Origin of the sequence: Vibrio sp. 05-20-BW147, from assembly GCF_013369385.1 — a bacterium.
Taxonomy (GTDB): Bacteria; Pseudomonadota; Gammaproteobacteria; order Enterobacterales; family Vibrionaceae; genus Vibrio; species Vibrio floridensis.
Map to the genome: position 1 here is coordinate 270,494 of NZ_SZTO01000010.1, position 24,986 is coordinate 295,479.

Sequence of the window (24,986 nt, forward strand, 5' to 3'; positions counted from 1 at the left end):
CTCTAATTCTGTTAGCTCATACGAAGCAGAGAATCAGACGACTTGTCCATCTCTTCTGCTGTGCTCATCATTTTTACCTGCATCTCAAACTGACGTTGCAGGTCAATCAGAGCCGTCATTTCACCAACAGCATTCACGTTGCTGCCCTCAATGGCACCTGTCATGATTTGCACCGTTGGATCCGCTTCGTACGGCTGATTGGGTTCCTTGTGGCGGAACAGGCCATTGGTGTCTTTAAACAAGGCACTGTCATTGGTCTTGACCAGCTTAATACGATCGATTTCTTCCATCTCTTCCGCTGGCGCTCCTTGAGGTAAGACCGAGATCGTGCCATCACGGCCGATTTCAATTTTGCTCACAGGAAGAGGAATAGTAATGGGTGCACCACCTTCCCCAAGGACCAAATGTCCACTGGCATTGCTCAGTAGTCCATTTTGATCGACTTTCAGATTACCGTTACGGGTTAACCCTTCTTTGCCTAGTTTATCCATCACCCCAATCCAACCATTTCCCTCAATCGTAATATCGAGGTCACGGCCTGTGGTGATCACACTGCCTTGAGCAAAATTATGTCCAGGACGTTCTGTCATGCTGAAAACTCGAGTAGGTAGCCCGTCACCGTACGCTTGCATTGAACGAGCTTGTGCTAAATCTGCACGAAACCCGGTTGTGCTCACGTTGGCTAGGTTGTTCGCTCGTAGTTGCAGTGCCTGCATATTCTGCTTGGCACCACTCATAGCAAGAAAGAGTGCACGATCCATAATCCGCTCCAAAAATCTTAATCTAAGACCTTAAAAGCAAGCATCATGCCAATTTATTTTATTCAATAAATTCAAATCTATAGAAGAATAACTACGAGAGAGGCAATCAGAGAGAGGCAAACCATCGGTAGAAACGATGCCGATCGGCAATCAAAGAGGCAAAGTATGATAGATGTGAATAATGCTTAGCCTGAGTGAGGTTGTTCAGGCTAAGCACCAGATGAATGTCATGTAAAAACGATTAACGAATCTGCAGGATGTTCTGTTGTAGCTGGTTGTGAACTTCTAGCGCACGAGAGTTTGCTTGGAAGTTACGCTGAGCAGAAATCAGATCCACCAGCTCTTGAGTCATATCGATATTCGACTGCTCAAGCGCACCGCTGGAAACCGTACCAAATGAACCTTTGTTTGATTCACCCCAGATTTTATCGCCTGAGTTATTGGTTGAGTTCCACTGCGTACCACCTTTCTTATCCAAACCTTGCTCATTTGGAACACGTACCAAGGCAACACGACCTAGAGTCACGTTTTCACCGTTAGAGTATGTACCGTAAACACTGCCGTTTTCGTCGATATCAACTTTGGTCAAGAAACCCGTGGTTGCACCATCTTCATCGAACTTTGTCAGTTCAAACGGCGCGGCAAACTGGGTTGATGAGTTTAAATCAAACGCGATGGTTTGCGTTGGATCGCCACCATTCATATCAATCGGCACAGCACCAGCACCAAGCGGATCAGAAATGATCGGTTGACCATTGTTGAGGCTCGCCAATGTACCATCATTATTGAACTTAACGGTGTGACCAATATGACCTGTCGCATTGGTTGCATCACCACCAGCAATATTGAGCGGTTTTTCACCTTGGCTATCGGTTACTGTGTAGTACGTCTGCCAAGTATTGGGTTGAGTCTGATCTTTCAAATAGTAAGTGGTTAATTTGTAAGATTGACCCATTGAGTCATAAATCGTCGAAGAAGTAGAACGGTTATAAGTATCTGGATCTTGGAAATCAAATGCCTGTGGATCTTTTAGCGCACCACTGGCAGGTAGGTTAACACCCACCGTGACATTAGAAGTCTGCTTTGGTTTACCAAATTCCGCTGGAATATTAAGCGGCTGAGGTTCATAAGACGCCACATCACCACTTAATGGATCCACTTGGTAACCCAGTAGGTATTCATCATTCGCCGTCACCATGTAGTTGTCTTTGCTTAAATGAAACGCACCGTTACGAGTTAACTCGTTTTGGTTTGGTACCATACGGTCTTTCGCTACAGCAAAGAAACCTGTACCGCTAATGCGCAAATCCATAGGGTTGTTAGTGTAAATGCTTGAACCTTCGTGGAACTGTTGTGCCACTTGGTTTGCTTGTACACCACCGCCCGGAGTGGTTTTCGCATTGGTGAACAGTGAATTTGAGTAGACATCACCAAACTCCGCACGCGACTCTTTAAAGCCGTAGGTATTGGCGTTGGCAATATTGTTACTCGTGGTGTTCAGATCTAACTGAGCCGCGGATAAACCGCTTAAAGATACATATGACATTCCAAAATCTCCTGAATCTAGCTAGCGTAATTACGCTTTGCCAACTTCTAGTACTTCAGCAAGTCGAACTGGCGATTCAAAGCCAGCCAGATTGAGCAGTACGTTACCATCACCTTTACCTAGCAATACGCTGTTTACGTTGGCGTAAGTGGATACTGGAAAATCAGTAGCCTGACCATCCAACAAACCTGATGCCTTCACTTTGTATTTGCCAGCCGGCAATGGATTACCGTTTTCATCTTTACCGTCCCACTCCACGCGGTTGTCTCCCGCAGGCTTCGCTCCTACCTCAAAAGAACGAATGAGCTGGCCAATCTCATTTTCCACTCGCACAATCACGTTATCCATGGCTTGTGGCAGTTTGACCATTGCAGGCATGCCTGCATTTTCCTGCTTCATCCCAGCCGCTCCGGGAACCAAAACATCACGTCCAACAAGAGATGAAGCTTGTAATGCTTGGTTTGATGTCATCGATGAGTTGAGGCTCTCAAACTGAGAGTTCATCTTGCCGATACCATCAACGGTCGCAAATGACGCCATTTGCGCAATCATCTGGTCGTTACTCACCGGCTTAAAAGGATCCTGTTGAGCAAGTTGCTTGGTCAACAACGATAAAAAGTCTTCTTGTTTAAGCTCTTGTTTACCTGTTGTTTCAGTCGGCTTTTTACTCTCTTGCAAACTTTTAAGCTGGTCGATATAGGACAAGCCGCTTTGACCAACGTTATTAATTCCGGCCATACGCTACCTCCTTATCCTTATTGACCCATCTGCAGCGTACGCAGCAGCATTTGTTTACTAGCATCTGCAACTTGAACGTTTGTTTGGTACGCTCGTGAAGCAGAAATCATGTTGGCCATCTCTTCCATCACATTGACATTAGGCTTGTAGATATAGCCTTCATCGTTTGCGAGTGGGTGCTCTGGGTTGTATTCCGCGCTCAACGGCTTATCGCTTTCCACAATGCCTAGTACTTTCACAGGAACCGTGTCCCCGCGGTTGTACATGGCATTACTTAACTCAGCACCAAACACCGCGTGACGGGCTTTGTATGTGTCTTTAGCAGAGCTGCTGACACTATCCGCGTTGGCTAAGTTGCTCGAAGTGGTATTTAGACGAACAGATTCAGCACTCATTGCAGAACCAGTCACATTGAACACATTAAATAAGCTCATCTAATTAATCCCCTTTGATTGCTTTCGTTAAGTTCTTAAATTTGCTACCTAGAAAATCCAGTGATGCCTGATGACGGATTTGATTTTGCATAAAGAGGTTACGCTCTAAATCTAAATCCACCGTGTTGCCATCGCCGGTATCAGGTTGCGTTGGTAAACGATAAAGCTTCTCACCCATTACCGTTGTAGTGGCAGGAATGTGCCGACCATCCGTGCGGCTAAGACCAATGCTTGCCCCCGAACTTGCCGCCTGCAATTCCTTGGTAAAGTCTAGCCCTCTTGCCTTATAGCCAGGTGTGTTTGCTTGCGCAATGTTAGTAGAGATAACCTCTGCATTGCGTTCACGCACGCCCACCGTGTGTTGGTGGATACCTAGAGCCTTGTCAAAAGAGATAGCCATAACTTGCCTCTACAAAAAGAACTGACCGTTATTGGTTAAACAAAAGCAATTACTGTGCCAAAAGGCAAAAACAATCAAATTTGTTTAAAACCTACACTTCACCTGCAATAACCAAGCCATATCGAGAAGGAAATGTCATAAAGCTTCATCCATATAGCTGGTTTTAAAATTATACACCCAAACAGTCTGAAGACGCCTGTTTCGTGGAAGTGAACCAGAGAGCTCGAAGGAAAATGACAGAAGAGCTAAGAGGCTGAGGGAAACTAGGGACTAGGGACTAGGGACTAGGGACTAGGGACTAGGGACTAGGGACTAGGGACTAGGGACTAGCAAACTAGCAAACTAGCAAACTAGCAAACTAGCAAACTAGCAAACTAGCAAACTAGCAAACTAGCAAACTAGCAAACTAGATATAAAAAAACAGCTCGAGAATGTCGAGCTGTTTGAATTTTGTCTGTTGCTTTGCAAGTTACTTCAACTTGTAGATGATACCTGGATTACAACGAACCATTTCGAATCGGTCTGTCAATCCGGTTAGAGACTCTGATGCCCCTAACAGTAAGTAACCACCAGGGTTCAAACTGTTCGCCATCTGGTTCAGCACTTTTGATTTCATATCTGGTGAAAAGTAAATTAATACGTTTCGGCAGAAAATGATGTCAAACTTACCCAGTAACGCATAGCTATCCATCAAGTTTTGTGGCCTAAAATTCACCAAACGCTTTACGTTGTCTTTGACTTTCATGCGGCCATCACCTGCGTCTTCAAAGAAAGTGCGGCGACGCTCTGGTGACAAGCCTCGGCCTAGAGCAAGATTGTCGTACACTCCAGCACGACACATATCCAACATGCTGGCTGAGATATCCGTCGCGGTAATCGATACGCTGGTTAACATGCCGGGCTTGCGTTGTTGAGTCTCTAGCACCGTCATGGCCATCGAATAAGGCTCTTGACCTGACGAACTTGCTGCTGACCAAATTTTAATAGGTCGACGACTCGCCGCTACCTCAGGCAAAAGCTTTTCTGCCAACACGGTGAAAGGATAGGTATCACGAAACCATAAGGTTTCATTCGTTGTCATTGCATCGACTGCTGCCACTCGAAGTTCGCGATTGCGGCCTGTGACCACATCTCTTAACAAATCAGAGAGTGAAGCGAGTTTGAATTTGGTGACCAATGGGCTGAGACGGCTACGAACCAAATACTGCTTACTGTCACCCAACACGATACCGCACTGGGACTCTAGAAAACGGCTAAAGTCTCGATACTCTTGGTCACTGATTGTAATAGCAGTCATTAACGTCTCTTTATTATTAGTTTGTTAGTGCAGTTTTCACTGCATTACCCAATTCGTCTGGATTAAACTTCGCAATAAACGCATTCGCGCCGACTCGTTCCACCATAGCTTGGTTAAAAACACCACTCAAGGATGAATGCAAGATGACATACAAACCTTTCAGTTCGGCATGGCGACGAATTTCCGCGGTTAAAGTATAACCGTCCATTTCAGGCATTTCGATATCCGAAATCACAAGAGAAATTTGATCTTTAATTGGACCCTCCGCGGCCATTTCAAGCAACTTCTCATAAGCTTCTTTGCCATCTTTTACCGCGACGCATTCAAAACCGATATTGGTAATGGCGCGCTCTACCTGTTTACGAGCCACGGTCGAGTCATCGGCGATTAAGATACGACGTACAATCGCTTTTTCAGTTTCTACTTTGGCAATTTCTTCACCAATCGAAGAATCCATCGTTTCATCCACTGGCGCGATTTCAGCCAAAATTTTCTCAACGTCAAGAATTTCGACCAACTCATTGTCGATATTAGTCACAGCCGTTAAGTAGTTGGCCTTGCCTGCACCCTGTGGTGGTGGAAGAATCGCTTCCCAATGCATGTTGATGATGCGTTCAACAGAAGTCACCAAAAACGCTTGAATAGTGCGGTTGAACTCCGCAATAACGACAAAGCACTTGTCGATATCTTGAGTTGGACGTCCACCAATCGCTAGACTGAGATCAATCACTGAAACTGTATGGCCACGAATATGAGCCACACCTTTAACGAGTCGGTGCAGATTGGGCATTGAAGTAAGCTTTGGGCACTGTAATACTTCTTTTACTTTAAATACGTTAATACCATAACGTTGTCGGCCCATTAAACGAAAGGTTAGCAACTCCAGTCTATTTTGACCAACGAGTTGCGTCCGTTGATTCACGGAATCAAGAATCCCCGTCATAAGCTCATCTCCATCTCAAACTTTTTGATTAAAAGTGATAATCTAATTACAGCTGCATAACACCAGAGAAACAGAATGGCGTATTCTAATACTTATTTATCTTCATTTACCATCTATAAGTGTAGAGCTTTCTATAAAAGTTACGCTAAGTCTATCGGCATTTTGCTAACTTTGTTTAGTTTTTTTGCGCATGGCGCGACAGAAAATCAAATAAAACAGATACAGTTAGCGGCAGAAGAACATCTTTTAGCCAATGTAGACACGCCACTAGGCGGCCACCTTAACGTAACGGCCGCTAATATAGATAGTAGAATAAAAGCGACTGATTGCCCGATTCCTTTGATCACAAGTTCAAATTCAACCAATAGCACGCGCAGTAACATAAACGTGTTAGTAGAGTGCCCTCCTGACGAGTGGCAAATTTATGTACCAGTGAGGCTATCTATTGCCGTCCCTTTAGTGACTGCAACACGCTCCTTAACTCGCGGTGAGATCATTGGATTTTCAGACGTCAGCATTAGCCTGATCGAACTCCAGCGATTTCGCAAAGACGGTTACTCTGAGGCAGAGCAAGTTATTGGCGCAAAAGTAAAACGTATTTTACGCCCCGGAGATGTGGTTGAAAGAGGGGATATCTGCGTTGTCTGTCGCAATGAAAAAGTGGTGATAAAAGCAACAAAGGATGGGATGACTATCACAACTCAAGGGACCTCTCTACAAGATGGTGCCGCTGGAGAGCAAGTGCGGGTGAAAAATGACAAGTCTCAGCGTATAATCGAAGGCATCGTGACTGGCATTGCTGAAGTCACGGTTTCGTTTTAACATAACGTTCATACTTTCACAGAGGATCGTCCTCCGTTTCGGCCCGAATCCTGCTAGAAAGAAATTGGAAATTTTTTCTAAAGTATTGTCCATGATGGTCGATACTGAGTGTACAAATCCCATACTGTGTAGGTAAGGTTTAAATATGGCAAGTATCGACAACATACGCTCAGGCCAAATGATGACGACGAATAGTCGTGGTCCTGCGCGTGCTGACTCAAATTCAGTATCAGATACCCGTGAAGCGAAAAAAAGCAACGTGGGTCAAGATGCCGTCTCTTTGAGTCAACAAAGTCGTGATATTGAACAGCTTCACCAAGAGATGGCAGCAAAACCTGCATTTGATGCAGCAAAAGTTGCCGCTATCAAGGAAGCGATCGCAAACGGTTCTTACCGTGTTGATCCTGAGAAGTTGGCAGATAACATGATGAAATTTGAAAATGAATTGGCTGACCGTGTAAAAGCGTAGAGTCGAGGTAGATAGTCATGGCTGCTTTGGTAGACTTAGTGAATTTTCAATTTGAAAACGCTAAAGCTCTTTCGATTGTGTTGGAAAAGGAAAGCAAAGTGATTGCTAGCCGCATTTCGTCAGATATCGAAAAAATTGCCAAAGAAAAAATGACACTCATTGGTCGTTTACAACAAACTGACCAGCGTATTGCCTCTCACCCGCATGTCAATCAACTTACCGAAGACTCTTATCTCAAAGAGACGGTCGCCAATATTCAGTCGATCATTCTCGACTGTCAACAGATCAACCAAATTAACGGTGAAGCGCTTACTCGCGCTCAATCTAGCTTCAACAAACTCAATAATATGATGCAACACAGCCATGGGAAGATCGGCATGACCTACAATGCTGGTGGTAAAACGCATACCATTTCTACCCTAGGCACTAACATTAAAGCCTAGAGCTGCTTTTTCTTGCCCTTCTTTTTCAACTCATAGACTGACAAATTACTCAGCCTCCAAACTTGCTTTTATCGATAGCTTTCGTTTTGCGTGTCGACTCTACTTAAAAGAAAATCCACTGAAACATCCTATGGAACGCAAAAAGCGGCCAATGGCCGCCTTCTGAGATTATCTGGGATAGCTGGAGCATTAAAAGAGAGTTTGTTGACGTTTCTCTGGAATCTGCTGTACTTCACCATAGTCGCGTAATTTATCCATTTTTCGGATATCCAAACGCAACTCAGTGACATAGCTGTCACCCACTGGGTAACTACGTACCACTTCCGCACCACGAATCACACCATCAACGGCACCTGAGGTATTTTCCACGCCCAAACGCTGATCTTCCAAATGCGCTCTACCACTCACTCGCATACCATACACCTGCTCAGCAAGTTCACGATACGCATCGATTTTAGAGGCTCTCATCGCTCTCACGCGTCTCTCTTCGTCTGTTCGACCAGTTTGCTCACTAATGCTCGCGTAACCAACGGCCACTAACATATCATCTTGACGCATCTGTTGTAGAGGTTGGCATCCAACCATCAATAACATAGTGATGAGTACAATATAGTGCTTCATAACCCCTCCTATGGACGCAATATGACCGTATACGGTTGACGAATAGTTGGATCTGAACGAATAATGACGCCATCTTGAGTTCGAATACTGTTTAATGTGTCCAAGTCGCGACCAATGCGTTCAGCAGGCAAGAAACCTTGAGCAGACGCCACAACCACACGTGTTTGCATCCCCACCACTCGTGCATTCACTAACACACCGCCTTCTTGTCGTAACATAGTGCCCGTTAGAACATATTGAATCTCTTGTTCTTGTGCCAAATCTTTCCAATCTCGGCTCAACGCAAAATCGCCTTGCTGCGTCACTTGAATCGATCCTGTTGTTTTAAAGTCGACGACCTTAAAACCGCGACGTTGAAGCTGATAAATAAAGCCTTCAGACACAGAGTTGCCAAGCCAGTTGGTTGAATCCATATTTTGCAGATCAACAAACGAGGTCACCGCAATTGGCGTTCTTGCTGACACACTGGTATTGGATAGGATCAGATCTTCCGTCAGGCTCTCAACAAAGAAGTCCATCGTATGACGCGGGCTTTCCATTAGCATAAACTGGCTACCCGAGTACGGTTCTTTACCGTTGTATATCGGTGAGTAGGCGCATGAACTCAAAGCCATGACGGACGCTACAACAATCCATTTTTTCATGGGGTTAATCTCCAGATAATCTTAGATGTCCATTAAGACTGTTTTTGTTTTCCGACTGGTTTACAATCTTGGAACAGTCTTTGCTTTTGTATCTCTGCAACAAGTTAAAAGCGACATCTCTAATACAGCTAATAAATGCAAAGCAATATTTATACCCACTTGGGAAACCAACGATGAAAAAATTTACTTTTGGCTTTATTTCAACCACTTGGATGATACTAGCCTCAATCAATGCTCAAGCCGCTTGGTACGAAGCAACCGGAGTTGCCACCATTGTGTCGTCAGAAGAGGTGGCAAGAGTACACGCATTGGAAGACGCTCTGTATAAAGCAGTAAACTTCTCTGGCGCAGACATCGGTAGCTTAAGTAATCTTCGCCCTTACTTGGAAGAAAGCCGCACGGAGTATCAATTTACTAACCATGAAGTGCGCTATATTTTGGTCGAGTCTCTACGTTCACGTGGCAACAAGGTCGAAGTGCGCGCCAGAATTGACATTTATCCATCGGCAACTGGTTGCCACGTTAGTCAATACAAGAAGACTATTTTGGTTGGCAACATTGATATCGCATCACCTCAACAAGCGGTGATGGGCCAGATATATAAAGTTGGCGATGATTTTAGCCACGTCATCAACCGCCAGTTTGATCAAGAATCCAGAAGTTTTGTTTCCCTCGGTACTACCGATTACGAAATCGATAAACGCAGACCAGAGCGTATCAAGATGATTGCACAAGATACTGGTGCACAGTACATCATCGGCGGTGTCATTACGGATCTCACCGCAACAATCGAGTCAAAATTGCTTTCCGATGACGTTATCAACCGACAATTTGCTTTAGAAATGCAGGTCTACGATGGCAAAACGGGTAATGAAGTTTATGCCCGAAGTTATCGTGAGGTGGCAAAATGGCCATTTGCAAAAACCAGCCAAATTGATACGCGCAGCGCGCGTTTTTGGGCGTCAACATATGGTGAAATGATGCTACGCGTTAGCCGCAACATTATGTTGGATATGGAATCAGAAGTTTCTTGTAAGATTACACTGCCTGAAGTTGTCGCGGTATTTGGTGATACCATTACGATGGATCTCGGTCGTGTTCATGGGGTAAAAGAAGGCGATCAATTACAGCTTTGGCACACCGCATCATTTATTGATCAACATGGTTTGCCTCGTAATAAAGTGTCTCGAAGTGAAATCACGCTTACCGTGTCACGTGTCTACGAAAACGAAGCGGAACTCACCGTGAACCAAAACAACTTGGCGTCCAGCATTCAAATTGGCGACGTCATGCAAAAGCTGTAAAAAACTTATCAAACAGCAATACAAAAAAGCCGCTAAACTAAGCGGCTTTTCGTTTGATCAGTTATGCATTCCACTCAAAAACCAAGGCGTATTTTGGTTTTTCCTGTTCAATCCCTGCGGGGGCAATCTCCGTTTGCTCGTTGACAGAAGGCATGACCGGCTCAATCACATTGTCATCGACATTTTGATCTGATGTGACATTAACTGGCGTTGTTTGAACACTCGGTTCGTTTCCATCAAGTGCTTTTGACTCTGGTAACAACAGCGGATCATCAAACTTCGTCACTTTGGCATGTTTTACTACCTCTTGTTCAAACGCTTCTTTGGATGCGAGTAGATGAACACGAAGCAGCAACTCACTGCCTTTTATCTCTAACACATCAATGTTTGCCACCGAGTTTAATGACGTCATTGTTGCTTCCAATGTAAAAAAGTCTATTGCATTGTTCACATTCAGAAATTTGACAACGACCGATTCAGAAGACTCTCCTAACACCAAAACAGCACTTCGTTTGGCATAAAAATCCGCCACTGTATTAATGAGCTGCTCTGCAGCGTCAGCACCATTTTGCGTCCCACCGAGAGGTGCTACATTTGATTTCACCATGTTCGCTGGCGTTTGATCATATAAGTTCCAACGTAAAGTATTACCTTGAGCGCGGATGACAAGCACACCATCAACCGGGTAACGGCCACTCGCCAAGCTAATCGGCGCAACAAAACCACCCCATAAGTCAGACACTTCAATACCAGTAATATCATCAAAATCACCCACTGGAAAAGTCAGCGGTAAACCCCTATCCCGAGCGATAGCGCGTAGCTCATCAACGAGTTCAGTGCTGGAATGCTCCCAGGCAATTTTGCGGTCGTAGTTTTGTTCTTCGACGAGCCAAACTAACAAGTTGCTACGTTCTGCTGGCCAAAATGGCAGTTGCGCTTGAGTTAGCAACGAGCGAATTTGCGCGTCGTTGAACAGGAGTTTCAGAGACATGACGTCATTTTGCTTGCCGTAGCTCAACTGTGAAATATATCGTGAACTCGCCTGAAGCGCTTTGGTGACAACAGGGTTGCTTATCGCATCTTGGTATCCCGAAGCGCGGACTATCACCTGTTGCATCGCCTGCTGGCGGGCTAACTCTTCACCTTTCTCTTTGCTGCTGTCAATCGCCACTTCTGTCCGGTATATATCAACCTGAGTTAATGCATATGCGGGAAGCGATAAACACCCGACCATCAATAAAGCTAAATAGCGCATACATATCCTAACTTACTTATTTCGAAAGCCGATGATAAGCAACTCTCCCATCATGAGCAAGAAAACAGCATGTTTTTACGTGACTTCTAACATAACGGCATAGAAAGCGCTTATTTCGTTCAGCTCATCAATGAACTGACGCAATCCAGCAAAAATTTGATCAAAAATACTTAGCAAACGTTTGCAAGGTGATAGAATCCTGCAAATTTATTCGCATGATTATTAATAGGGAATCTTTTATGAAAAATGCTTTACAGGGCGCGCAGATGTTGTTTGTCGCATTCGGTGCATTGGTACTTGTACCCCTGCTTACCGGATTAGACCCTAACGTTGCTTTATTTGGCGCAGGTGTCGGCACCTTACTGTTTCAGGTGATCACAAAACGAAGCGTTCCTATTTTTCTTGCCTCCTCTTTCGCTTTTATCGCTCCAATCATGTTTGGCATTCAAACTTGGGGGATTGGCGCGACCATGGGCGGTTTAATGGCGGCGGGTTTCGTCTACATTGCCTTAGGTGCACTGATTAAAGTTCGCGGTGTTGAGTTCATCCACAAATTATTGCCACCTGTTGTAGTAGGCCCAGTGATCATTGTTATCGGTTTGGGTCTGGCTCCTGTTGCAGTCAACATGGCTCTAGGTAAAACCGGTGATGGTGCCGTCCAATTGATTGAAGGCAATGCCGCCTTGTGGATCTCCTCGGTTTCGCTCTTGGTCACCATTGCGATTAGTGTATTTGCTAAAGGTTTCCTAAAGTTACTGCCCATTTGCGGTGGTATTTTCGCTGGTTACGCGATGAGTTTAGCATTTGGTGTGGTCGACTTTACTCCCGTTGCGCAAGCGGCTTGGCTTGCATTACCAAATTTCACCGCACCTGAATTTAATATCAATGCCATTTTGTTTATGATCCCTGTGGCAATTGCCCCTGCGGTTGAGCACGTAGGTGATATGTTGGCGATCTCAAACGTAACAGGCAAAAAATACCTGAAGAAACCAGGGCTTCACCGTACGATCACAGGAGATGGGGTCGCAACGATTGCCGCTTCTATGGTCGGCGCGCCACCAAACACGACCTACAGCGAAGTGACTGGCGCGGTGATGCTTACCAAAGCTTATAACCCTGTCATCATGACTTGGGCTGCGGTGACGGCCATCGTATTGGCTTTGGTTGGAAAACTGGGCGCATTATTACAAACGGTACCAGTACCGGTTATGGGCGGAATCATGATTTTGCTGTTTGGCTCTATCGCTACCGTTGGTCTAAACACTCTGATCAAAAATCACGTTGATCTGCATAAATCTCGTAATCTTGTCATCGTAGCGGTCACACTGGTATTTGGTATTGGTGGAATGGCCTTTGGTATTGGTGAGTTCAGCCTACAAGGCGTCAGTCTATGCGGTATCGTCGCGATCGTTTTAAACCTTATCCTTCCACATGAGATGGGCGAAAACCACGTAGTGGATAATGCTCAAATGGAAGAAGAAGTACAAAACTAGATTAGCAGAACGTGTAAACGCTCTTCGCTACATCACAAATTCGTTCGTTCCAAAACAAAAAATCCCAAACTATGTTTGGGATTTTTTATTGTTGGCTCTAATCGTGGTTATAGGCCGGCTTCGGCAAAGACTTGATTGACAATCTCTTGCGCTTCCAACTCAATTTGTTTGAGGTGCTCTGCGCCTTTGAAGCTCTCACAATAGATCTTATAGATATCTTCAGTACCCGATGGACGCGCAGCAAACCAACCATTTGCCGTTGTCACTTTTAGACCACCAATCGCCGCACCATTACCAGGCGCATGGGTCAGTCTCGCGGTAATCTCATCACCTGCCAAGGTTTCCGCCTTCACCATTTCAGCAGAAAGCTTCTTCAGCACCTCTTTTTGAGGACCATTGGCAACGGCTTGGATTCGGCTGTACTGAGACTCACCGTGTTTAGCCGCCAGCTCATCGTAATATTGCTGCGGGTTTTTACCGGTCACTGCGGTGATTTCCGCAGCCAGTAAACAGAGAATGATGCCATCTTTGTCTGTCGACCATGGTGTGCCATCTTGGCGCAAGAATGAGGCTCCCGCACTCTCTTCACCACCAAAGCCAAACTTACCGTTGTACAACCCATCCACAAACCATTTGAAGCCAACCGGTACTTCACATAGCTCACGACCAAGGTCGGCCACCACGCGGTCAATCATAGCGCTGGAAACTAGGGTCTTACCCACTGCCACATCCGCAGCCCAACCTTGACGATGACGGTATAGATAATCAATACAAACGGCTAAGAAGTGGTTCGGATTCATCAAGCCTTTTGTTGGCGTGACAATACCATGGCGATCGTAATCTGGGTCATTACCAAACGCGAGATCATACTGATCTTTTAGCGCCAGCAATCCAGCCATTGCGTAGGGAGAAGAGCAGTCCATACGCACCACACCATCTTTATCCAATGACATAAACTGGAAAGAAGGGTCAATGGCTTCACTCACTAAAGTAAGATCTAAATTGTATGCTTTACCAATCTGACGCCAATAATCAATGCCACTGCCGCCAAGAGGATCGACACCCAATTTCAGGCCTGCTTTTTGGATGGCAGCCATATCGATCACATTCACCAAGTCATCGACATAAGGTTTGACCAGGTCTTGCTCGACAAATAGCGATGACGCTTTTGCTTGCGCCAAAGGCATACGCTTAACACCTTGCAAACCCTCTGCGATGAGTACGTTTGCACGATTCTCAATTCGCTGTGTGAGCTCGCCTTCAGCGGGGCCACCATGAGTCGGATTGTATTTGATACCGCCATCTTGTGGTGGGTTATGAGACGGAGTGATCACAATACCGTCTGCTTTTTCTTTGTGTTGTAAGTTGTATGTCAGGATCGCATGGGAAATACCCGGAGTTGGGGTATAGCCATTTTGTTCTTGTACAATCACAGTCACGCCATTGGCAATCAGCACTTCAACAACGGTAGAAAACGCTGGCTCAGACAACGCATGCGTATCTTTACCCACAAAAAGAGGACCCGTTGTCCCTTGCTCTGCACGTACTTCAGCCACCGCTTGAGCAATCGCTAAAATATGATGTTCGTTAAAAGTGGATTTATCCGCACAACCACGATGCCCTGACGTACCAAACTCGACTTTGTGTGCTGGGTTTGTTGGATCGGGTTGAAGGAGGAAATAATTAGCAACGAGTGCTGGGATATTGTGAAGATCTTCTTGCAGAGCTTTCTGCCCTGCACGAGGGTGCATAGCCATTAATGACATCCTTTCTTAAAATATACTCAAACAAAAAAGCCTCATAATATCGGCATAATCTTGCGCATTATGAGGCTTCTATCAGGTTTCTTAAATTGAACCTGTTACTTTTTCAATTAAATCAGGCTGGAATTCCATATGTACCATCACTTGCTCAACCATTTGCCTCTTACGGCTGGTGTTGTTATTGGTGATGACCCAAAAACCCGTGCCTGGAATGGATTTGGGTTTCGTCGTATTGCCATTTTCTAGCAATGTCGCCTCATTGTCGGCGAAGTAAACACGCTTACGACCTTTCACTTTTGTCGCTTGAGCAAACGACTCAGGGTTGATTCGATGTAGCGTGCTCAGCACAAGCATAAATCGATCGATCGCTTTCTTTAGAGACGCAAACTCATCAGAAATCAGTAGTGAGCGCATTTCTTTGACAGCATCAAACTGAGTTTCTTTGCCTGCATCTCTACTGACAACAATCCCTTTGGGTTCCACCGCAGCTGGAACTGAAGCCTGACAACCATCGGCCTTTAATAAGCGACGCAGAATATCTGACGCACTTTCGCCAATATGTTGGGTTTGACTAGCAATGTAACGGTATAGATCCTCATCAACCTCAATTGTTTTCATTCGCTTTTCACAATCTCAATGTTTAAACTCTGGGGGATTATAACGAGATCCTCACGGATACTCCACGTTAAACCCATCACGAACAAGATAAAATGTCAGCATTGCTCAATTACAAACTCGAAGGTGACGGTCAAGCCATTGTTTTGCTACACGGCTTGTTCGGCAGTTTAAGTAACTTAGGTCTACTCGCGCGAGATCTCTCACAAGATCATCATGTCATCAGCTTAGACCTCCGTAACCATGGCTTGTCTTTTAAGTCTCAACAACACGATTACACGCTCATGGCTCAAGATGTTATCGACACGCTAAGCACATTAGGTATCGATAAAGCGATTATCATCGGTCATTCAATGGGTGGAAAAGTGGCGATGAAAATGGCCAATCTCGCGCCTAATCTCGTCACTCAGTTGATCGTGTTAGACATGGCCCCCGTCGCGTACCAACAAAGGCGTCATGATAATGTTTTTAACGGACTGCACGCGGTCATGGAACAGAAGCCAACATCACGCCTTGAGGCATTACAATTACTCGAGCACCACATTGAACTCGATGGCGTTCGACAGTTTCTTGCCAAGTCATTGTACAAAGAAGGCAATCATTTGGCATGGCGATTTAATGTCGACGCCCTGATCACTAACTACGATGCAATATTAGGTTGGACACCGATCGAGCAGACCAACATTCCCACCTTGTTTGTTAAAGGAGGCGATTCTGACTATTTGACGACAGAGCATCAAAGCTTGGTTCAGCAGCAGTTTGGTCGAGCAAAAGCGCACGTTATCGCTGGTACTGGGCATTGGCTGCACGCAGAAAAACCAGCAGAAGTCCTTCGTGCGATCAGAAAATTTATTACCAGTTAACAAATCAGAAAAAACGCTGAGTTTTATTGGGATATCCCCACTTTGTGTGCATTAACTTTATCGTTCAAGAGTGGTATAGTGCGCGCAAGCTAAATTGGCATTAAAGGAACGCTATGCTTTACGACTATATGAACATACTGGAATCAATAGGACTTGATCTTTTATTTGCCTCGATCTTTTTTTTGATTGGCATGGCAATAAAGGACGTTTTGAACCAAGGTAATGTTCCCGTTTTTGGTCGTCGTATTGTGTGGCTGGTACTTTTCCTTGGCTGTGCCGGTTTTATCGCAAAAGGTATTATTCAGCTTAGCTGGGAAGGCACTGGTTTAGGGTGATCCCAAAACGTCAGTGCCAACAACAGACAATATTAAAGGTATAAACTCTATGGCAAGTGTAGGTATCTTCTTCGGCAGCGACACAGGCAACACCGAAGCCGTTGCTAAGATGATTCAAAAGCAACTAGGTAAAAAACTCGTTCACGTACAAGACATCGCAAAAAGTAGTAAAGAAGATATCGACAACTTCGACCTGCTGCTTTTAGGCATCCCAACTTGGTACTACGGTGAAGCTCAGTGTGATTGGGATGACTTTTTCCCAGAGTTAGAGAAAATCGACTTCTCGACGAAACTAGTGGCCATTTTTGGTTGTGGCGACCAAGAGGACTACGCAGAATATTTCTGTGACGCAATGGGCACTGTTCGCGATATCGTAGAAGCAAAAGGCGGCACCATCCTAGGTCACACTTCAACTGAGAGCTACGAGTTCGAAGCGTCAAAAGCCTTAGTTGCTGGTGATGACAGCCTATTCGTCGGTTTATGCATTGATGAAGATCGCCAACCAGAACTGACTGAAGAGCGTGTTAAAAACTGGGTAGAGCAAATCTACGAAGAAATGTGCTTAGCAGAGTTAGATGATTGATAGAAAAACCTCCCACGGGAGGTTTTTTTTCAACATGACGTTGATGCTTCTTCACGATACTGAGGTTTCTTCCTTACATAAAGTTTGCGCTGAACTTCTGAGACAACATTGCCTTGTTCATCTTTCACATGAGTCACAAACTCAGGAAAACACTTTTCCCCCATCCTAGTCACAGTATATATCTCATCCAATACCGCTTGGGTTACCTCAAATCTGGCATAGAGATCCGTTTTCCCCGGTTGAATAAAATTGATACTCGCTTCCTTGTCCCAGACATAGTATTCCTCTCCCAAAATCCCCATCAACATTAATGAGTAAACAGGATCCGTTAAAGAGAAAATGCTACCGCCATACTGGGTACGATTGGCGTTTTTGTTCCACCAGCGCAACTTTAATCGCATTTCCACGGTTCTAAAATCATCACTAATGCTCGAAATTCGTATTCCTGCCCCCCAAAAAGGCGGCCAAATGTTTAAAGCAAATTTTACGATTCCTGGTCTATAGATCCTTGCGAGTTGCTTGTTCATGCGTCCCTTGCTCTCTTTGCACAACTGTTATTAAAATGTAACTGGTCAGATGAGCAATATAAGCGACCTTGCACCAATTTACAAAAAGAATCTAGTAACCCTTTGAAGTTCGTGGTTTATTGTTATCTCTGGTTAACCTATAATGTTCAGAATATTGAATTCTGTTAATTGCGGCAGATCATCAACGGGAAAGTATATGTCAGACAACAACCAAGCGCTAAAGGATGCTGGTCTTAAAGTTACCCTTCCAAGGCTGAAAATTTTAGAAGTACTACAGCAACCGGATTGCCAACACATCAGTGCAGAAGACCTTTATAAGAAGCTGATTGATCTTGGCGAAGAGATTGGTCTTGCGACTGTATATCGCGTGTTAAACCAGTTTGATGATGCCGGTATTGTTACTCGCCACCATTTTGAAGGCGGTAAATCGGTATTCGAACTCTCAACTCAACACCATCATGATCACTTAGTGTGCTTGGATTGTGGTGAAGTAATTGAGTTCTCAGACGACATTATCGAAGAGCGCCAAAAAGAAATCGCCGCCGCTTATAATGTTCAACTGACAAACCACAGCCTCTATCTTTACGGCAAGTGTGGCGATGGCTCATGCAAAGGTAATCCAGACGCGCATAAGCGTAAGAACTAATTTCTAACCAAGACACAAAAGCCAGCTTAACGCTGGCTTTTTGCTGTTTCCAATAAAAAACCCAACTCTAAGAGTTGGGTTTGTATTCAGTTTGTTCGTGTTACTGCGCTTCGATCTTCGCCCAAGTATCTCGTAAACCTACGGTGCGGTTGAAAACCAAATGCTCTTTAGAAGAGTCTTTAGAGTCCGCACAGAAGTACCCCATACGCTCAAACTGGTAGCCTTTCTCAGCTTCCGCTTCTACTAGGCTTGGCTCGACAAAACCCTTCAACACAGTGAGTGACTCTGGGTTAATTGTGGATGCAAAATCATCCGCCGCTGCTGGGTTTGGTACCGTGAATAGACGATCGTACAAACGAATTTCAGCAGGAACGCCTTTATCCGCCGATACCCAGTGAATTACACCACGGACTTTACGACCATCAGCTGGGTTAACGCCCAATGTTTCTGAGTCGTAAGTACAGAAGATGGTTGTGATATTACCTTCGTCGTCTTTCTCAACACGTTCAGCTTTAATCACATACGCGCCACGGAGACGCACTTCACTGCCGAGAACCAAACGTTTGTACTTCTTGTTCGCTTCTTCACGGAAATCTTCACGCTCGATCCAAATTTCACGGCTAAACGGCACTTCACGCGCACCCATTTCTGGTTTATTTGGGTGGTTAGCAACCGTTAGATTTTCTACTTCGCCTGCAGGGAAGTTCTCAATCACTAGCTTAACAGGATCCAACACCGCCATTGCGCGAGGGGCATTTTCATTCAAATCATCACGAATACAAGATTCAAGCGAGCTAAACTCGATCATGTTTTCTTGCTTCGTCACACCGATACGCTTGCAAAACTCGCGAATGGACGCTGGTGTGAAACCGCGACGGCGTAAACCAGAGATAGTTGGCATACGTGGGTCATCCCAACCATTAACCAATTTCTCGGTCACTAGTTGGTTAAGCTTACGCTTAGACATCACTGTGTATTCAAGATTCAGACGGCTGAACTCATACTGATGAGGACGGCAATCAATGGTGATGTTATCGAGAACCCAGTCGTACAAACGACGGTTGTCCATAAACTCAAGAGTACAAATTGAGTGCGTAATGCCTTCTAACGCGTCCGAAATACAGTGCGTGAAGTCGTACATTGGATAAATGCACCATTTGTCACCGGTTTGGTGGTGAGACGCAAAACGCACGCGGTAAAGTACTGGATCACGCATAACAATGAACGATGAAGCCATGTCAATCTTCGCACGAAGGCATGCTTTACCTTCTTCAAAACCGCCGTCGCGCATTTTTTCAAACAGCGCAAGGTTTTCTTCGACAGGACGATCACGGTAAGGGCTAGGCTTACCAGGCTCAGTCAACGTACCACGGTATTCACGGATCTGCTCTGGACTTAGCTCATCAACGTACGCTAAGCCTTTGTTAATCAGTTCCACTGCATACTCGTAAAGCTTGTCGAAATAGTTCGATGAGTAACAGATCTCATCGTCCCATTCAAAGCCTAACCAGCTCACATCATTTTTGATCGACTCAACGTATTCGATGTCTTCTTTCTCAGGGTTGGTATCGTCGAAACGAAGATTACACTTACCCTGATAGTCCTGAGCAATACCAAAGTTCAAACAGATCGATTTCGCATGGCCGATGTGTAGGTAGCCGTTTGGCTCCGGTGGGAATCGTGTATGCACACTCGTGTGTTTGCCATCCGCCAGATCTTTATCAATGATCTGACGAATAAAGTTTGATGGACGAGCATCAGCTTCACTCATCTAAAGCACCTCAAGTTTGTTTTAGTATTGTTCAGAGAAAACTTAGCTCCGAAGCTGCATTCAGCCTTCAGAGCACACTGCCGTTAATGATCCACAATTATGCGCCAATAGACAATAAGATCTCGCGTTTAAATGGGATTATTTATCTTAAACAACCACGATAAAGCACTAAAATAGAAAAAGCCTCCCTAGGGAGGCTTTGATCTTGTTTCATGTGATTGCGATTAAGGCAGTTTCACATCAGATAGGTCTTCGTTAGCACCAATTGCTTTCATTTCGCCAGCAACGATTTCTGCTAGAGGACCAAGGATAACTTGTAGGTTGTTTTCGCCAAGCTTAACCACACCTTTCGCACCCAGTTTCTTAAGTACTGCTTCGTCAGCAACAGAGCGGTCTTTAAGCGTTAGACGCAGACGAGTGATACATGCATCGATTGATGTTAGGTTCTCATGACCGCCTAGTGCCTTAAGGTACTGACGAGCTAGGTCACCACTTTTTGCATCACCAGATGACTGAGCAACTTCAGAGTCATCGTCTTCACGACCAGGCGATTTCAGGTTGAACGCGCGGATTGCGAAGGTGAAAGTGAAGAAGTATAGAGCACCAAATGCTAGACCGATTAGTAGTAGTACAAATGGTTTAGTTGCTAGACCCCAGTTCAGTGCGAAGTCAATTAGACCTGCAGAGAAACCGAAACCGTGTAGAGTACCGAACATGTTCGCAACCACTAGAGCTAGACCAGTGAATACTGCGTGCATTGCGTATAGCGCAGGTGCAAGGAACACGAACATGAACTCTAGAGGCTCTGTGATACCCGTTAGGAATGAACAGAATGCTACAGAGAACAGTGCACCACCAACTTGATGACGTTTCTCAGCAGGCGCTGCAAAGTACATCGCTAGAGCCGCACCTGGTAGACCAAACATCATGATTGGGAAGAAACCGTTCATGAATACGCCAGCGCCTTTATCGCCACCGAAGAAGCGGTGTAGGTCACCAGATTTAACAGTTTCAGTTACTTCTTTTACTGTTGCTGTGATTTCTGGAGTTACTGCGTTAGCAAATTCAAATGTGTGAGTTTGGCCAGCAACAAGAGTTTTCGCTAGAGCTGGGTCAACACAAAGCTGTTGTAGCGCTGGTAGTGCTTGACCAGCAGCTTGCGCGCCAGTTACTAGGATCTCTTGACACGTACCCATACCAAACCAGAAGTATGAGTTTAGAACGTGGTGAAGACCAACAGGGATAAGTGCACGGTTAAGAGTACCGTAAACAAATTGACCAACAGCACCTGAAGTCGATACAGCGTGTGCTAGAGCGTCAAGACCACCCTGGATTGAAGGCCAAACCACACCAGCTACTGCACCAGCAACCAGCGAGAATAGACCTGCCATAATAGGCACTAGACGTTTGCCAGAGAAGAATGCCAACCACTCAGGAAGACGTGTAGCATGGAAAGCGTTGTACGAGTGACCAGCGATGATACCACCAATGATACCGCCGAAGAACGACATGTTGATAGACGCATCGATTGTTGTTGCTGTTGCTGTTAGCACGAAGTATGCAACTGCACCAGCTAGGCCTGCAGCACCTTGACCGTCTTTAGAAAGACCAATCGCGATACCAAGACCGAATAGAAGAGGAAGTTGACCAAAGATAGCACCACCAGCTTGCGCCATGAATGGGATATCCAACAGGTCGCCTTGACCCAAACGTAGTAAGAGCGCCGCAACCGGTAGGGTCGCGATAGGTAGCATAAGTGCTTTACCTAATTTTTGCGCGTATCCAAGAATATTCACCTTAAGTTCCCCCTATAGGATTTTCATTTTTTGAAAGACTTTTTTTAGTCATCCAATTTAGTCTTTTTCAGTTTATGACATTAATTTTGCTCCGCAAATTAAAAGCTCTTTGTTTGTGATCATAATCACCAGATTTTGCCCTTCCAAAAGGTTTTTGCTAGCGAGATCATAAAACTTATTTTATCATTCAAAAAAATGGTGAATTGGCGATAAAATTCTCAGACTTTTAGTGATAAACGAATCCCTTTTTTTACCCTTGCTCAAAACATTAAAATTACAAGTGGGCAATAACAAACACTGAAAGAACCATAAAAACAAATAAAACTCAGCAACTTACGCTATTAAACCTTTATCTTGCCAATGTTTGCTGTACCGGTTTTACGGTCTAATTCAGCGACACAAACTAAGTGTCCAATATTTCGGATGAATCGCTGTCTAAGGAACCGTAAATGAAACGAATTTAAATCTCATTTGATAAGGATTAGCTGAACATGTACGCGCTAACGAACTGTAAAATTTATACAGGAAGTGATGTTCTTTCAGAACACGCTCTCATCATCGAAAATGATTTGATCACATCGGTTGTGCCTGCAGCGGATCTACCTTCAGGGATCGAAGTCAAAGACCTTGCAGGTGCTAATGTTAGCCCAGGCTTTATTGACCTACAGTTAAACGGCTGTGGTGGTGTAATGCTGAACGATGAAATCACCGCAGAAACCATGCAAATTATGCATGAAGCCAACTTGAAATCCGGTTGTACAAGCTTTCTGCCTACACTGATCACATCCTCTGATGAAGATATGCGTGCAGCCATCGCTGCAGCACGTGAGTATCACGCCAAGTACGAAAACCAATCGCTTGGTTTGCACCTTGAAGGTCCTTACCTTAACGTGATGAAAAAAGGCATCCACAGCGTTGACTACATCCGCCCGTCAGATAACAGCATGGTTGACTTCATCTGCGCAAACGCAGACGTCGTGACTAAAGTGACTCTCGCACCAGAGCTGAACAATCCTGAGCACATTGAAAAACTTCGTGATGCCGGCATCATTGTGTCAATTGGCCACACCAACGCGACCTACGCAGAAGCTCGCAAAGGCTTTGAAGCAGGTATCACTTTTGCCACTCACTTGTTTAACGCAATGACACCAATGGCAGGCCGTGAACCTGGTGTAGTGGGCGCTATTTACGACACACCTGAGGTGTATGCTGGTATCATCGCGGATGGCTTCCATGTCGATTACGCAAACATCAGAATTGCGCACAAAATCAAAGGCGAGAAGCTAGTATTAGTGACCGATGCCACAGCTCCTGCAGGCGCTAACATGGATTACTTTATTTTTGTAGGTAAGAAAGTATATTACCGTGATGGCAAATGTGTTGATGAAAATGGCACATTAGGTGGTTCAGCGTTGACGATGATTGAAGCCGTCGAAAATACAGTTGAACATGTCGGAATCGCTTTAGACGAAGCTCTTCGTATGGCAACACTCTACCCAGCAAAAGCAATTGGTGTAGATGCTTACCTAGGTCGAATTAAGAAAGGTTACGTGGCTAACCTGACGATTTTTGATCGAGACTTCAACGTTAAAGCGACGGTTGTTAACGGACAATACGAGCAAAATTAAGAATGAATGGCGGACAGATAGGTAACGTAGACTTAGTAAAACAACTGAACAGCGCTGCTGTGTACAGGTTGATTGATCAACAAGGACCTATCTCCCGCATTCAAGTGGCAGATGTCAGTCAGCTGGCACCTGCCAGTGTTACAAAAATCACTCGCCAGTTACTTGAGCGTGGGCTAATCAAAGAGGTTGCTCAGCAGGCCTCAACGGGTGGGCGACGCGCCATTTCACTGACCACCGAAGTAAAGCCATTTCACTCTGTTGCGGTTCGTTTAGGACGAGATTACGTACAATTTTGCCTATACGATCTTGGTGGGACAGCGCTAGCACAAGATCAACACGATTTCCGTTACACCAACCAATCAGACCTCCAGCAGGGACTTACTTCCCTTTTGAAAGATTTTATTGGTCGCTGTCAAGGCAAAATAGACCAACTCATCGCCATTGGTATCACCCTTCCTGGCCTAGTCAACCCAACAACCGGTGTTGTTGAGTACATGCCAAACACAGACATCGATAAACTTGCGCTCGGTGAGATCATTCGTGAAAAATTTGGCATTGAATGTTTCGTTGGCAACGACGTGCGTGGCATGGCGTTAGCTGAACACTATTTTGGAGCCAGTCAGGATTGCCAAGACTCAATTCTCGTCAGCGTTCATCGAGGCACCGGTGCTGGTATTATCGTTAATGGACAGGTGTTCCTTGGTTTTAACCGCAATGTGGGAGAAATTGGTCATATCCAAATCGATCCTCTCGGTGAACAGTGCCAGTGTGGTAACTTCGGCTGCCTTGAGACAGTTGCAGCAAACCCAGCAATTATTCAGCGCGTGAAAAAACTGATCGCGCAAGGTTATGAGTCATCGCTAGCAAAATTGGATCACATTACCATCCAAGATGTCTGTAACCACGCTCTAGAAGGCGATGAACTGGCGCAACAAAGCTTAGTCCGCGTTGGGAATCAGTTGGGTAAGGCGATCGCAATGACCATCAATTTGTTTAACCCACAAAAAATTGTTATTGCGGGTGACATTACTGCGGCGAAAGACATTGTGTTCCCAGCTATTCAGCGCAACGTCGAAAATCAATCACTAAAGACATTCCATAACCAACTGCCAATTGTCGCGTCACAAATTGACAAGCAACCTACTATGGGCGCATTTGCAATGATTAAACGTGCCATGCTGAATGGCGTTTTGTTACAAAAGTTGTTAGGTGATTAAAGCATCTGTCATTCAATCCGTTACATAAGCTACAATTGGGCTGTGTCATCACAGCCCTTTTTACATTTGAAG

The 24,986-nt window shown here is 45.0% G+C and carries 26 protein-coding genes; 11 read left to right on the plus strand and 15 right to left on the minus strand.

Annotation, left to right across the window (positions count from 1 at the left end; translation table 11 throughout):
* Positions 1–11: 11 nt before the first annotated feature.
* The 7 genes from flgF to FC652_RS11460 all read right to left on the minus strand — a co-directional run bounded on the left by flgF (position 12) and on the right by FC652_RS11460 (position 6,119).
* Complete coding sequence (flgF, locus tag FC652_RS11430; protein WP_011078337.1) at positions 12–761, minus strand: flagellar basal-body rod protein FlgF; 750 nt, start codon at positions 759–761, stop codon at positions 12–14.
* Positions 762–1,002: 241 nt separating this feature from the next.
* Complete coding sequence (gene flgE / locus FC652_RS11435; protein ID WP_176298654.1) at positions 1,003–2,307, minus strand: flagellar hook protein FlgE; 1,305 nt, start codon at positions 2,305–2,307, stop codon at positions 1,003–1,005.
* A gap of 30 nt (positions 2,308–2,337) precedes the next feature.
* A complete protein-coding gene (flgD, locus tag FC652_RS11440; RefSeq protein ID WP_176298655.1) occupies positions 2,338–3,045 on the minus strand; it encodes a flagellar hook assembly protein FlgD in 708 nt (235 codons plus the stop codon).
* 17 nt (positions 3,046–3,062) lie between these two features.
* Positions 3,063–3,479, minus strand: a complete 417-nt coding sequence (gene flgC / locus FC652_RS11445; RefSeq protein WP_011078340.1) for a flagellar basal body rod protein FlgC — start codon at positions 3,477–3,479, stop codon at positions 3,063–3,065.
* Positions 3,480–3,483: 4 nt separating this feature from the next.
* Positions 3,484–3,879, minus strand: coding sequence for a flagellar basal body rod protein FlgB (gene flgB / locus FC652_RS11450; protein ID WP_176298656.1), 396 nt, complete (start codon positions 3,877–3,879; stop codon positions 3,484–3,486).
* A gap of 469 nt (positions 3,880–4,348) precedes the next feature.
* Complete coding sequence (locus tag FC652_RS11455) at positions 4,349–5,176, minus strand: protein-glutamate O-methyltransferase (RefSeq protein WP_011078342.1); 828 nt, start codon at positions 5,174–5,176, stop codon at positions 4,349–4,351.
* Positions 5,177–5,192: 16 nt separating this feature from the next.
* Complete coding sequence (locus FC652_RS11460) at positions 5,193–6,119, minus strand: chemotaxis protein (RefSeq protein WP_176298657.1); 927 nt, start codon at positions 6,117–6,119, stop codon at positions 5,193–5,195.
* Between the two features lie 75 nt (positions 6,120–6,194).
* On the opposite strand from FC652_RS11460, the gene flgA reads away from it, so the two are divergent.
* The 3 genes from flgA (at position 6,195) to FC652_RS11475 (ending at position 7,853) form a co-directional block, all read left to right on the plus strand.
* On the plus strand, positions 6,195–6,941 hold the full coding sequence (gene flgA, locus FC652_RS11465; RefSeq protein ID WP_176298658.1) for a flagellar basal body P-ring formation chaperone FlgA: 747 nt from the start codon (positions 6,195–6,197) through the stop codon (positions 6,939–6,941).
* A 145-nt stretch (positions 6,942–7,086) separates the two neighbouring features.
* A complete protein-coding gene (gene flgM / locus FC652_RS11470) occupies positions 7,087–7,410 on the plus strand; it encodes a flagellar biosynthesis anti-sigma factor FlgM (RefSeq protein ID WP_176298659.1) in 324 nt (107 codons plus the stop codon).
* A gap of 17 nt (positions 7,411–7,427) precedes the next feature.
* Positions 7,428–7,853, plus strand: coding sequence for a flagella synthesis protein FlgN (locus tag FC652_RS11475; protein WP_176298660.1), 426 nt, complete (start codon positions 7,428–7,430; stop codon positions 7,851–7,853).
* Between the two features lie 189 nt (positions 7,854–8,042).
* Here FC652_RS11475 and flgP read toward each other — a convergent pair whose 3' ends face one another.
* Positions 8,043–8,474 carry a flagellar assembly lipoprotein FlgP gene (gene flgP / locus FC652_RS11480; RefSeq protein WP_176298661.1) on the minus strand — a complete coding sequence of 144 codons (432 nt, stop codon included), beginning with the start codon at positions 8,472–8,474 and terminating at the stop codon, positions 8,043–8,045.
* An 8-nt stretch (positions 8,475–8,482) separates the two neighbouring features.
* Positions 8,483–9,118, minus strand: a complete 636-nt coding sequence (locus tag FC652_RS11485; RefSeq protein ID WP_011078348.1) for a FlgO family outer membrane protein — start codon at positions 9,116–9,118, stop codon at positions 8,483–8,485.
* Between the two features lie 173 nt (positions 9,119–9,291).
* Here FC652_RS11485 and FC652_RS11490 point away from each other — a divergent pair, with 173 nt between their 5' ends.
* Complete coding sequence (locus tag FC652_RS11490; protein WP_176298662.1) at positions 9,292–10,422, plus strand: flagellar assembly protein FlgT; 1,131 nt, start codon at positions 9,292–9,294, stop codon at positions 10,420–10,422.
* Between the two features lie 61 nt (positions 10,423–10,483).
* Here the strand turns inward: FC652_RS11490 and FC652_RS11495 are convergent, their stop codons facing one another.
* Entirely contained in the window at positions 10,484–11,677 is a 1,194-nt protein-coding gene (locus FC652_RS11495; RefSeq protein WP_176298663.1) for a DUF2066 domain-containing protein, read from the minus strand.
* Between the two features lie 239 nt (positions 11,678–11,916).
* Here FC652_RS11495 and FC652_RS11500 point away from each other — a divergent pair, with 239 nt between their 5' ends.
* A complete protein-coding gene (locus FC652_RS11500) occupies positions 11,917–13,170 on the plus strand; it encodes a uracil-xanthine permease family protein (protein WP_176298664.1) in 1,254 nt (417 codons plus the stop codon).
* A 107-nt stretch (positions 13,171–13,277) separates the two neighbouring features.
* Here the strand turns inward: FC652_RS11500 and pgm are convergent, their stop codons facing one another.
* Positions 13,278–14,927, minus strand: a complete 1,650-nt coding sequence (gene pgm, locus FC652_RS11505; protein WP_176298665.1) for a phosphoglucomutase (alpha-D-glucose-1,6-bisphosphate-dependent) — start codon at positions 14,925–14,927, stop codon at positions 13,278–13,280.
* Between the two features lie 90 nt (positions 14,928–15,017).
* On the minus strand, positions 15,018–15,551 hold the full coding sequence (gene seqA, locus FC652_RS11510) for a replication initiation negative regulator SeqA (RefSeq protein ID WP_176298666.1): 534 nt from the start codon (positions 15,549–15,551) through the stop codon (positions 15,018–15,020).
* 92 nt (positions 15,552–15,643) lie between these two features.
* Between seqA and FC652_RS11515 the strand changes: the two genes are divergently transcribed.
* The 3 genes from FC652_RS11515 (at position 15,644) to fldA (ending at position 17,329) form a co-directional block, all read left to right on the plus strand.
* Positions 15,644–16,411, plus strand: a complete 768-nt coding sequence (locus FC652_RS11515) for an alpha/beta fold hydrolase (protein WP_176298667.1) — start codon at positions 15,644–15,646, stop codon at positions 16,409–16,411.
* Between the two features lie 113 nt (positions 16,412–16,524).
* Positions 16,525–16,746, plus strand: coding sequence for a DUF2788 domain-containing protein (locus FC652_RS11520; RefSeq protein ID WP_176298668.1), 222 nt, complete (start codon positions 16,525–16,527; stop codon positions 16,744–16,746).
* 49 nt (positions 16,747–16,795) lie between these two features.
* Positions 16,796–17,329 carry a flavodoxin FldA gene (gene fldA / locus FC652_RS11525; protein ID WP_176298669.1) on the plus strand — a complete coding sequence of 178 codons (534 nt, stop codon included), beginning with the start codon at positions 16,796–16,798 and terminating at the stop codon, positions 17,327–17,329.
* A 29-nt stretch (positions 17,330–17,358) separates the two neighbouring features.
* Here the strand turns inward: fldA and FC652_RS11530 are convergent, their stop codons facing one another.
* On the minus strand, positions 17,359–17,856 hold the full coding sequence (locus FC652_RS11530; RefSeq protein ID WP_176298670.1) for a DUF4442 domain-containing protein: 498 nt from the start codon (positions 17,854–17,856) through the stop codon (positions 17,359–17,361).
* A 196-nt stretch (positions 17,857–18,052) separates the two neighbouring features.
* Between FC652_RS11530 and fcrX the strand changes: the two genes are divergently transcribed.
* Positions 18,053–18,502, plus strand: coding sequence for a ferric iron uptake transcriptional regulator FcrX (fcrX, locus tag FC652_RS11535; protein ID WP_011078292.1), 450 nt, complete (start codon positions 18,053–18,055; stop codon positions 18,500–18,502).
* 100 nt (positions 18,503–18,602) lie between these two features.
* On the opposite strand, the gene glnS is transcribed toward fcrX, so the two are convergent.
* On the minus strand, positions 18,603–20,273 hold the full coding sequence (gene glnS / locus FC652_RS11540; RefSeq protein ID WP_176298671.1) for a glutamine--tRNA ligase: 1,671 nt from the start codon (positions 20,271–20,273) through the stop codon (positions 18,603–18,605).
* 224 nt (positions 20,274–20,497) lie between these two features.
* Positions 20,498–22,069: an N-acetylglucosamine-specific PTS transporter subunit IIBC gene (gene nagE / locus FC652_RS11545; protein ID WP_176298672.1), complete on the minus strand. Its 1,572-nt coding sequence runs from the start codon at positions 22,067–22,069 to the stop codon at positions 20,498–20,500.
* A gap of 491 nt (positions 22,070–22,560) precedes the next feature.
* Between nagE and nagA the strand changes: the two genes are divergently transcribed.
* Positions 22,561–23,697 (plus strand): N-acetylglucosamine-6-phosphate deacetylase, encoded by a 1,137-nt coding sequence (gene nagA / locus FC652_RS11550; RefSeq protein ID WP_176298673.1) that lies wholly within the window; start codon positions 22,561–22,563, stop codon positions 23,695–23,697.
* A 2-nt stretch (positions 23,698–23,699) separates the two neighbouring features.
* Positions 23,700–24,914, plus strand: coding sequence for an ROK family protein (locus tag FC652_RS11555; RefSeq protein WP_176298674.1), 1,215 nt, complete (start codon positions 23,700–23,702; stop codon positions 24,912–24,914).
* Positions 24,915–24,986: the final 72 nt, after the last annotated feature.

Coding starts and splice junctions, on each gene's coding strand:
- flgF (WP_011078337.1), bottom strand. CDS start 761: ATGGATCGTGCACTCTTTCTTGCTATGAGTGGTGCCAAGCAGAATATG.
- flgE (WP_176298654.1), bottom strand. CDS start 2,307: ATGTCATATGTATCTTTAAGCGGTTTATCCGCGGCTCAGTTAGATCTG.
- flgD (WP_176298655.1), bottom strand. CDS start 3,045: ATGGCCGGAATTAATAACGTTGGTCAAAGCGGCTTGTCCTATATCGAC.
- flgC (WP_011078340.1), bottom strand. CDS start 3,479: ATGAGCTTATTTAATGTGTTCAATGTGACTGGTTCTGCAATGAGTGCT.
- flgB (WP_176298656.1), bottom strand. CDS start 3,879: ATGGCTATCTCTTTTGACAAGGCTCTAGGTATCCACCAACACACGGTG.
- FC652_RS11455 (WP_011078342.1), bottom strand. CDS start 5,176: ATGACTGCTATTACAATCAGTGACCAAGAGTATCGAGACTTTAGCCGT.
- FC652_RS11460 (WP_176298657.1), bottom strand. CDS start 6,119: ATGACGGGGATTCTTGATTCCGTGAATCAACGGACGCAACTCGTTGGT.
- flgA (WP_176298658.1), top strand. CDS start 6,195: ATGGCGTATTCTAATACTTATTTATCTTCATTTACCATCTATAAGTGT.
- flgM (WP_176298659.1), top strand. CDS start 7,087: ATGGCAAGTATCGACAACATACGCTCAGGCCAAATGATGACGACGAAT.
- FC652_RS11475 (WP_176298660.1), top strand. CDS start 7,428: ATGGCTGCTTTGGTAGACTTAGTGAATTTTCAATTTGAAAACGCTAAA.
- flgP (WP_176298661.1), bottom strand. CDS start 8,474: ATGAAGCACTATATTGTACTCATCACTATGTTATTGATGGTTGGATGC.
- FC652_RS11485 (WP_011078348.1), bottom strand. CDS start 9,118: ATGAAAAAATGGATTGTTGTAGCGTCCGTCATGGCTTTGAGTTCATGC.
- FC652_RS11490 (WP_176298662.1), top strand. CDS start 9,292: ATGAAAAAATTTACTTTTGGCTTTATTTCAACCACTTGGATGATACTA.
- FC652_RS11495 (WP_176298663.1), bottom strand. CDS start 11,677: ATGCGCTATTTAGCTTTATTGATGGTCGGGTGTTTATCGCTTCCCGCA.
- FC652_RS11500 (WP_176298664.1), top strand. CDS start 11,917: ATGAAAAATGCTTTACAGGGCGCGCAGATGTTGTTTGTCGCATTCGGT.
- pgm (WP_176298665.1), bottom strand. CDS start 14,927: ATGGCTATGCACCCTCGTGCAGGGCAGAAAGCTCTGCAAGAAGATCTT.
- seqA (WP_176298666.1), bottom strand. CDS start 15,551: ATGAAAACAATTGAGGTTGATGAGGATCTATACCGTTACATTGCTAGT.
- FC652_RS11515 (WP_176298667.1), top strand. CDS start 15,644: ATGTCAGCATTGCTCAATTACAAACTCGAAGGTGACGGTCAAGCCATT.
- FC652_RS11520 (WP_176298668.1), top strand. CDS start 16,525: ATGCTTTACGACTATATGAACATACTGGAATCAATAGGACTTGATCTT.
- fldA (WP_176298669.1), top strand. CDS start 16,796: ATGGCAAGTGTAGGTATCTTCTTCGGCAGCGACACAGGCAACACCGAA.
- FC652_RS11530 (WP_176298670.1), bottom strand. CDS start 17,856: ATGAACAAGCAACTCGCAAGGATCTATAGACCAGGAATCGTAAAATTT.
- fcrX (WP_011078292.1), top strand. CDS start 18,053: ATGTCAGACAACAACCAAGCGCTAAAGGATGCTGGTCTTAAAGTTACC.
- glnS (WP_176298671.1), bottom strand. CDS start 20,273: ATGAGTGAAGCTGATGCTCGTCCATCAAACTTTATTCGTCAGATCATT.
- nagA (WP_176298673.1), top strand. CDS start 22,561: ATGTACGCGCTAACGAACTGTAAAATTTATACAGGAAGTGATGTTCTT.
- FC652_RS11555 (WP_176298674.1), top strand. CDS start 23,700: ATGAATGGCGGACAGATAGGTAACGTAGACTTAGTAAAACAACTGAAC.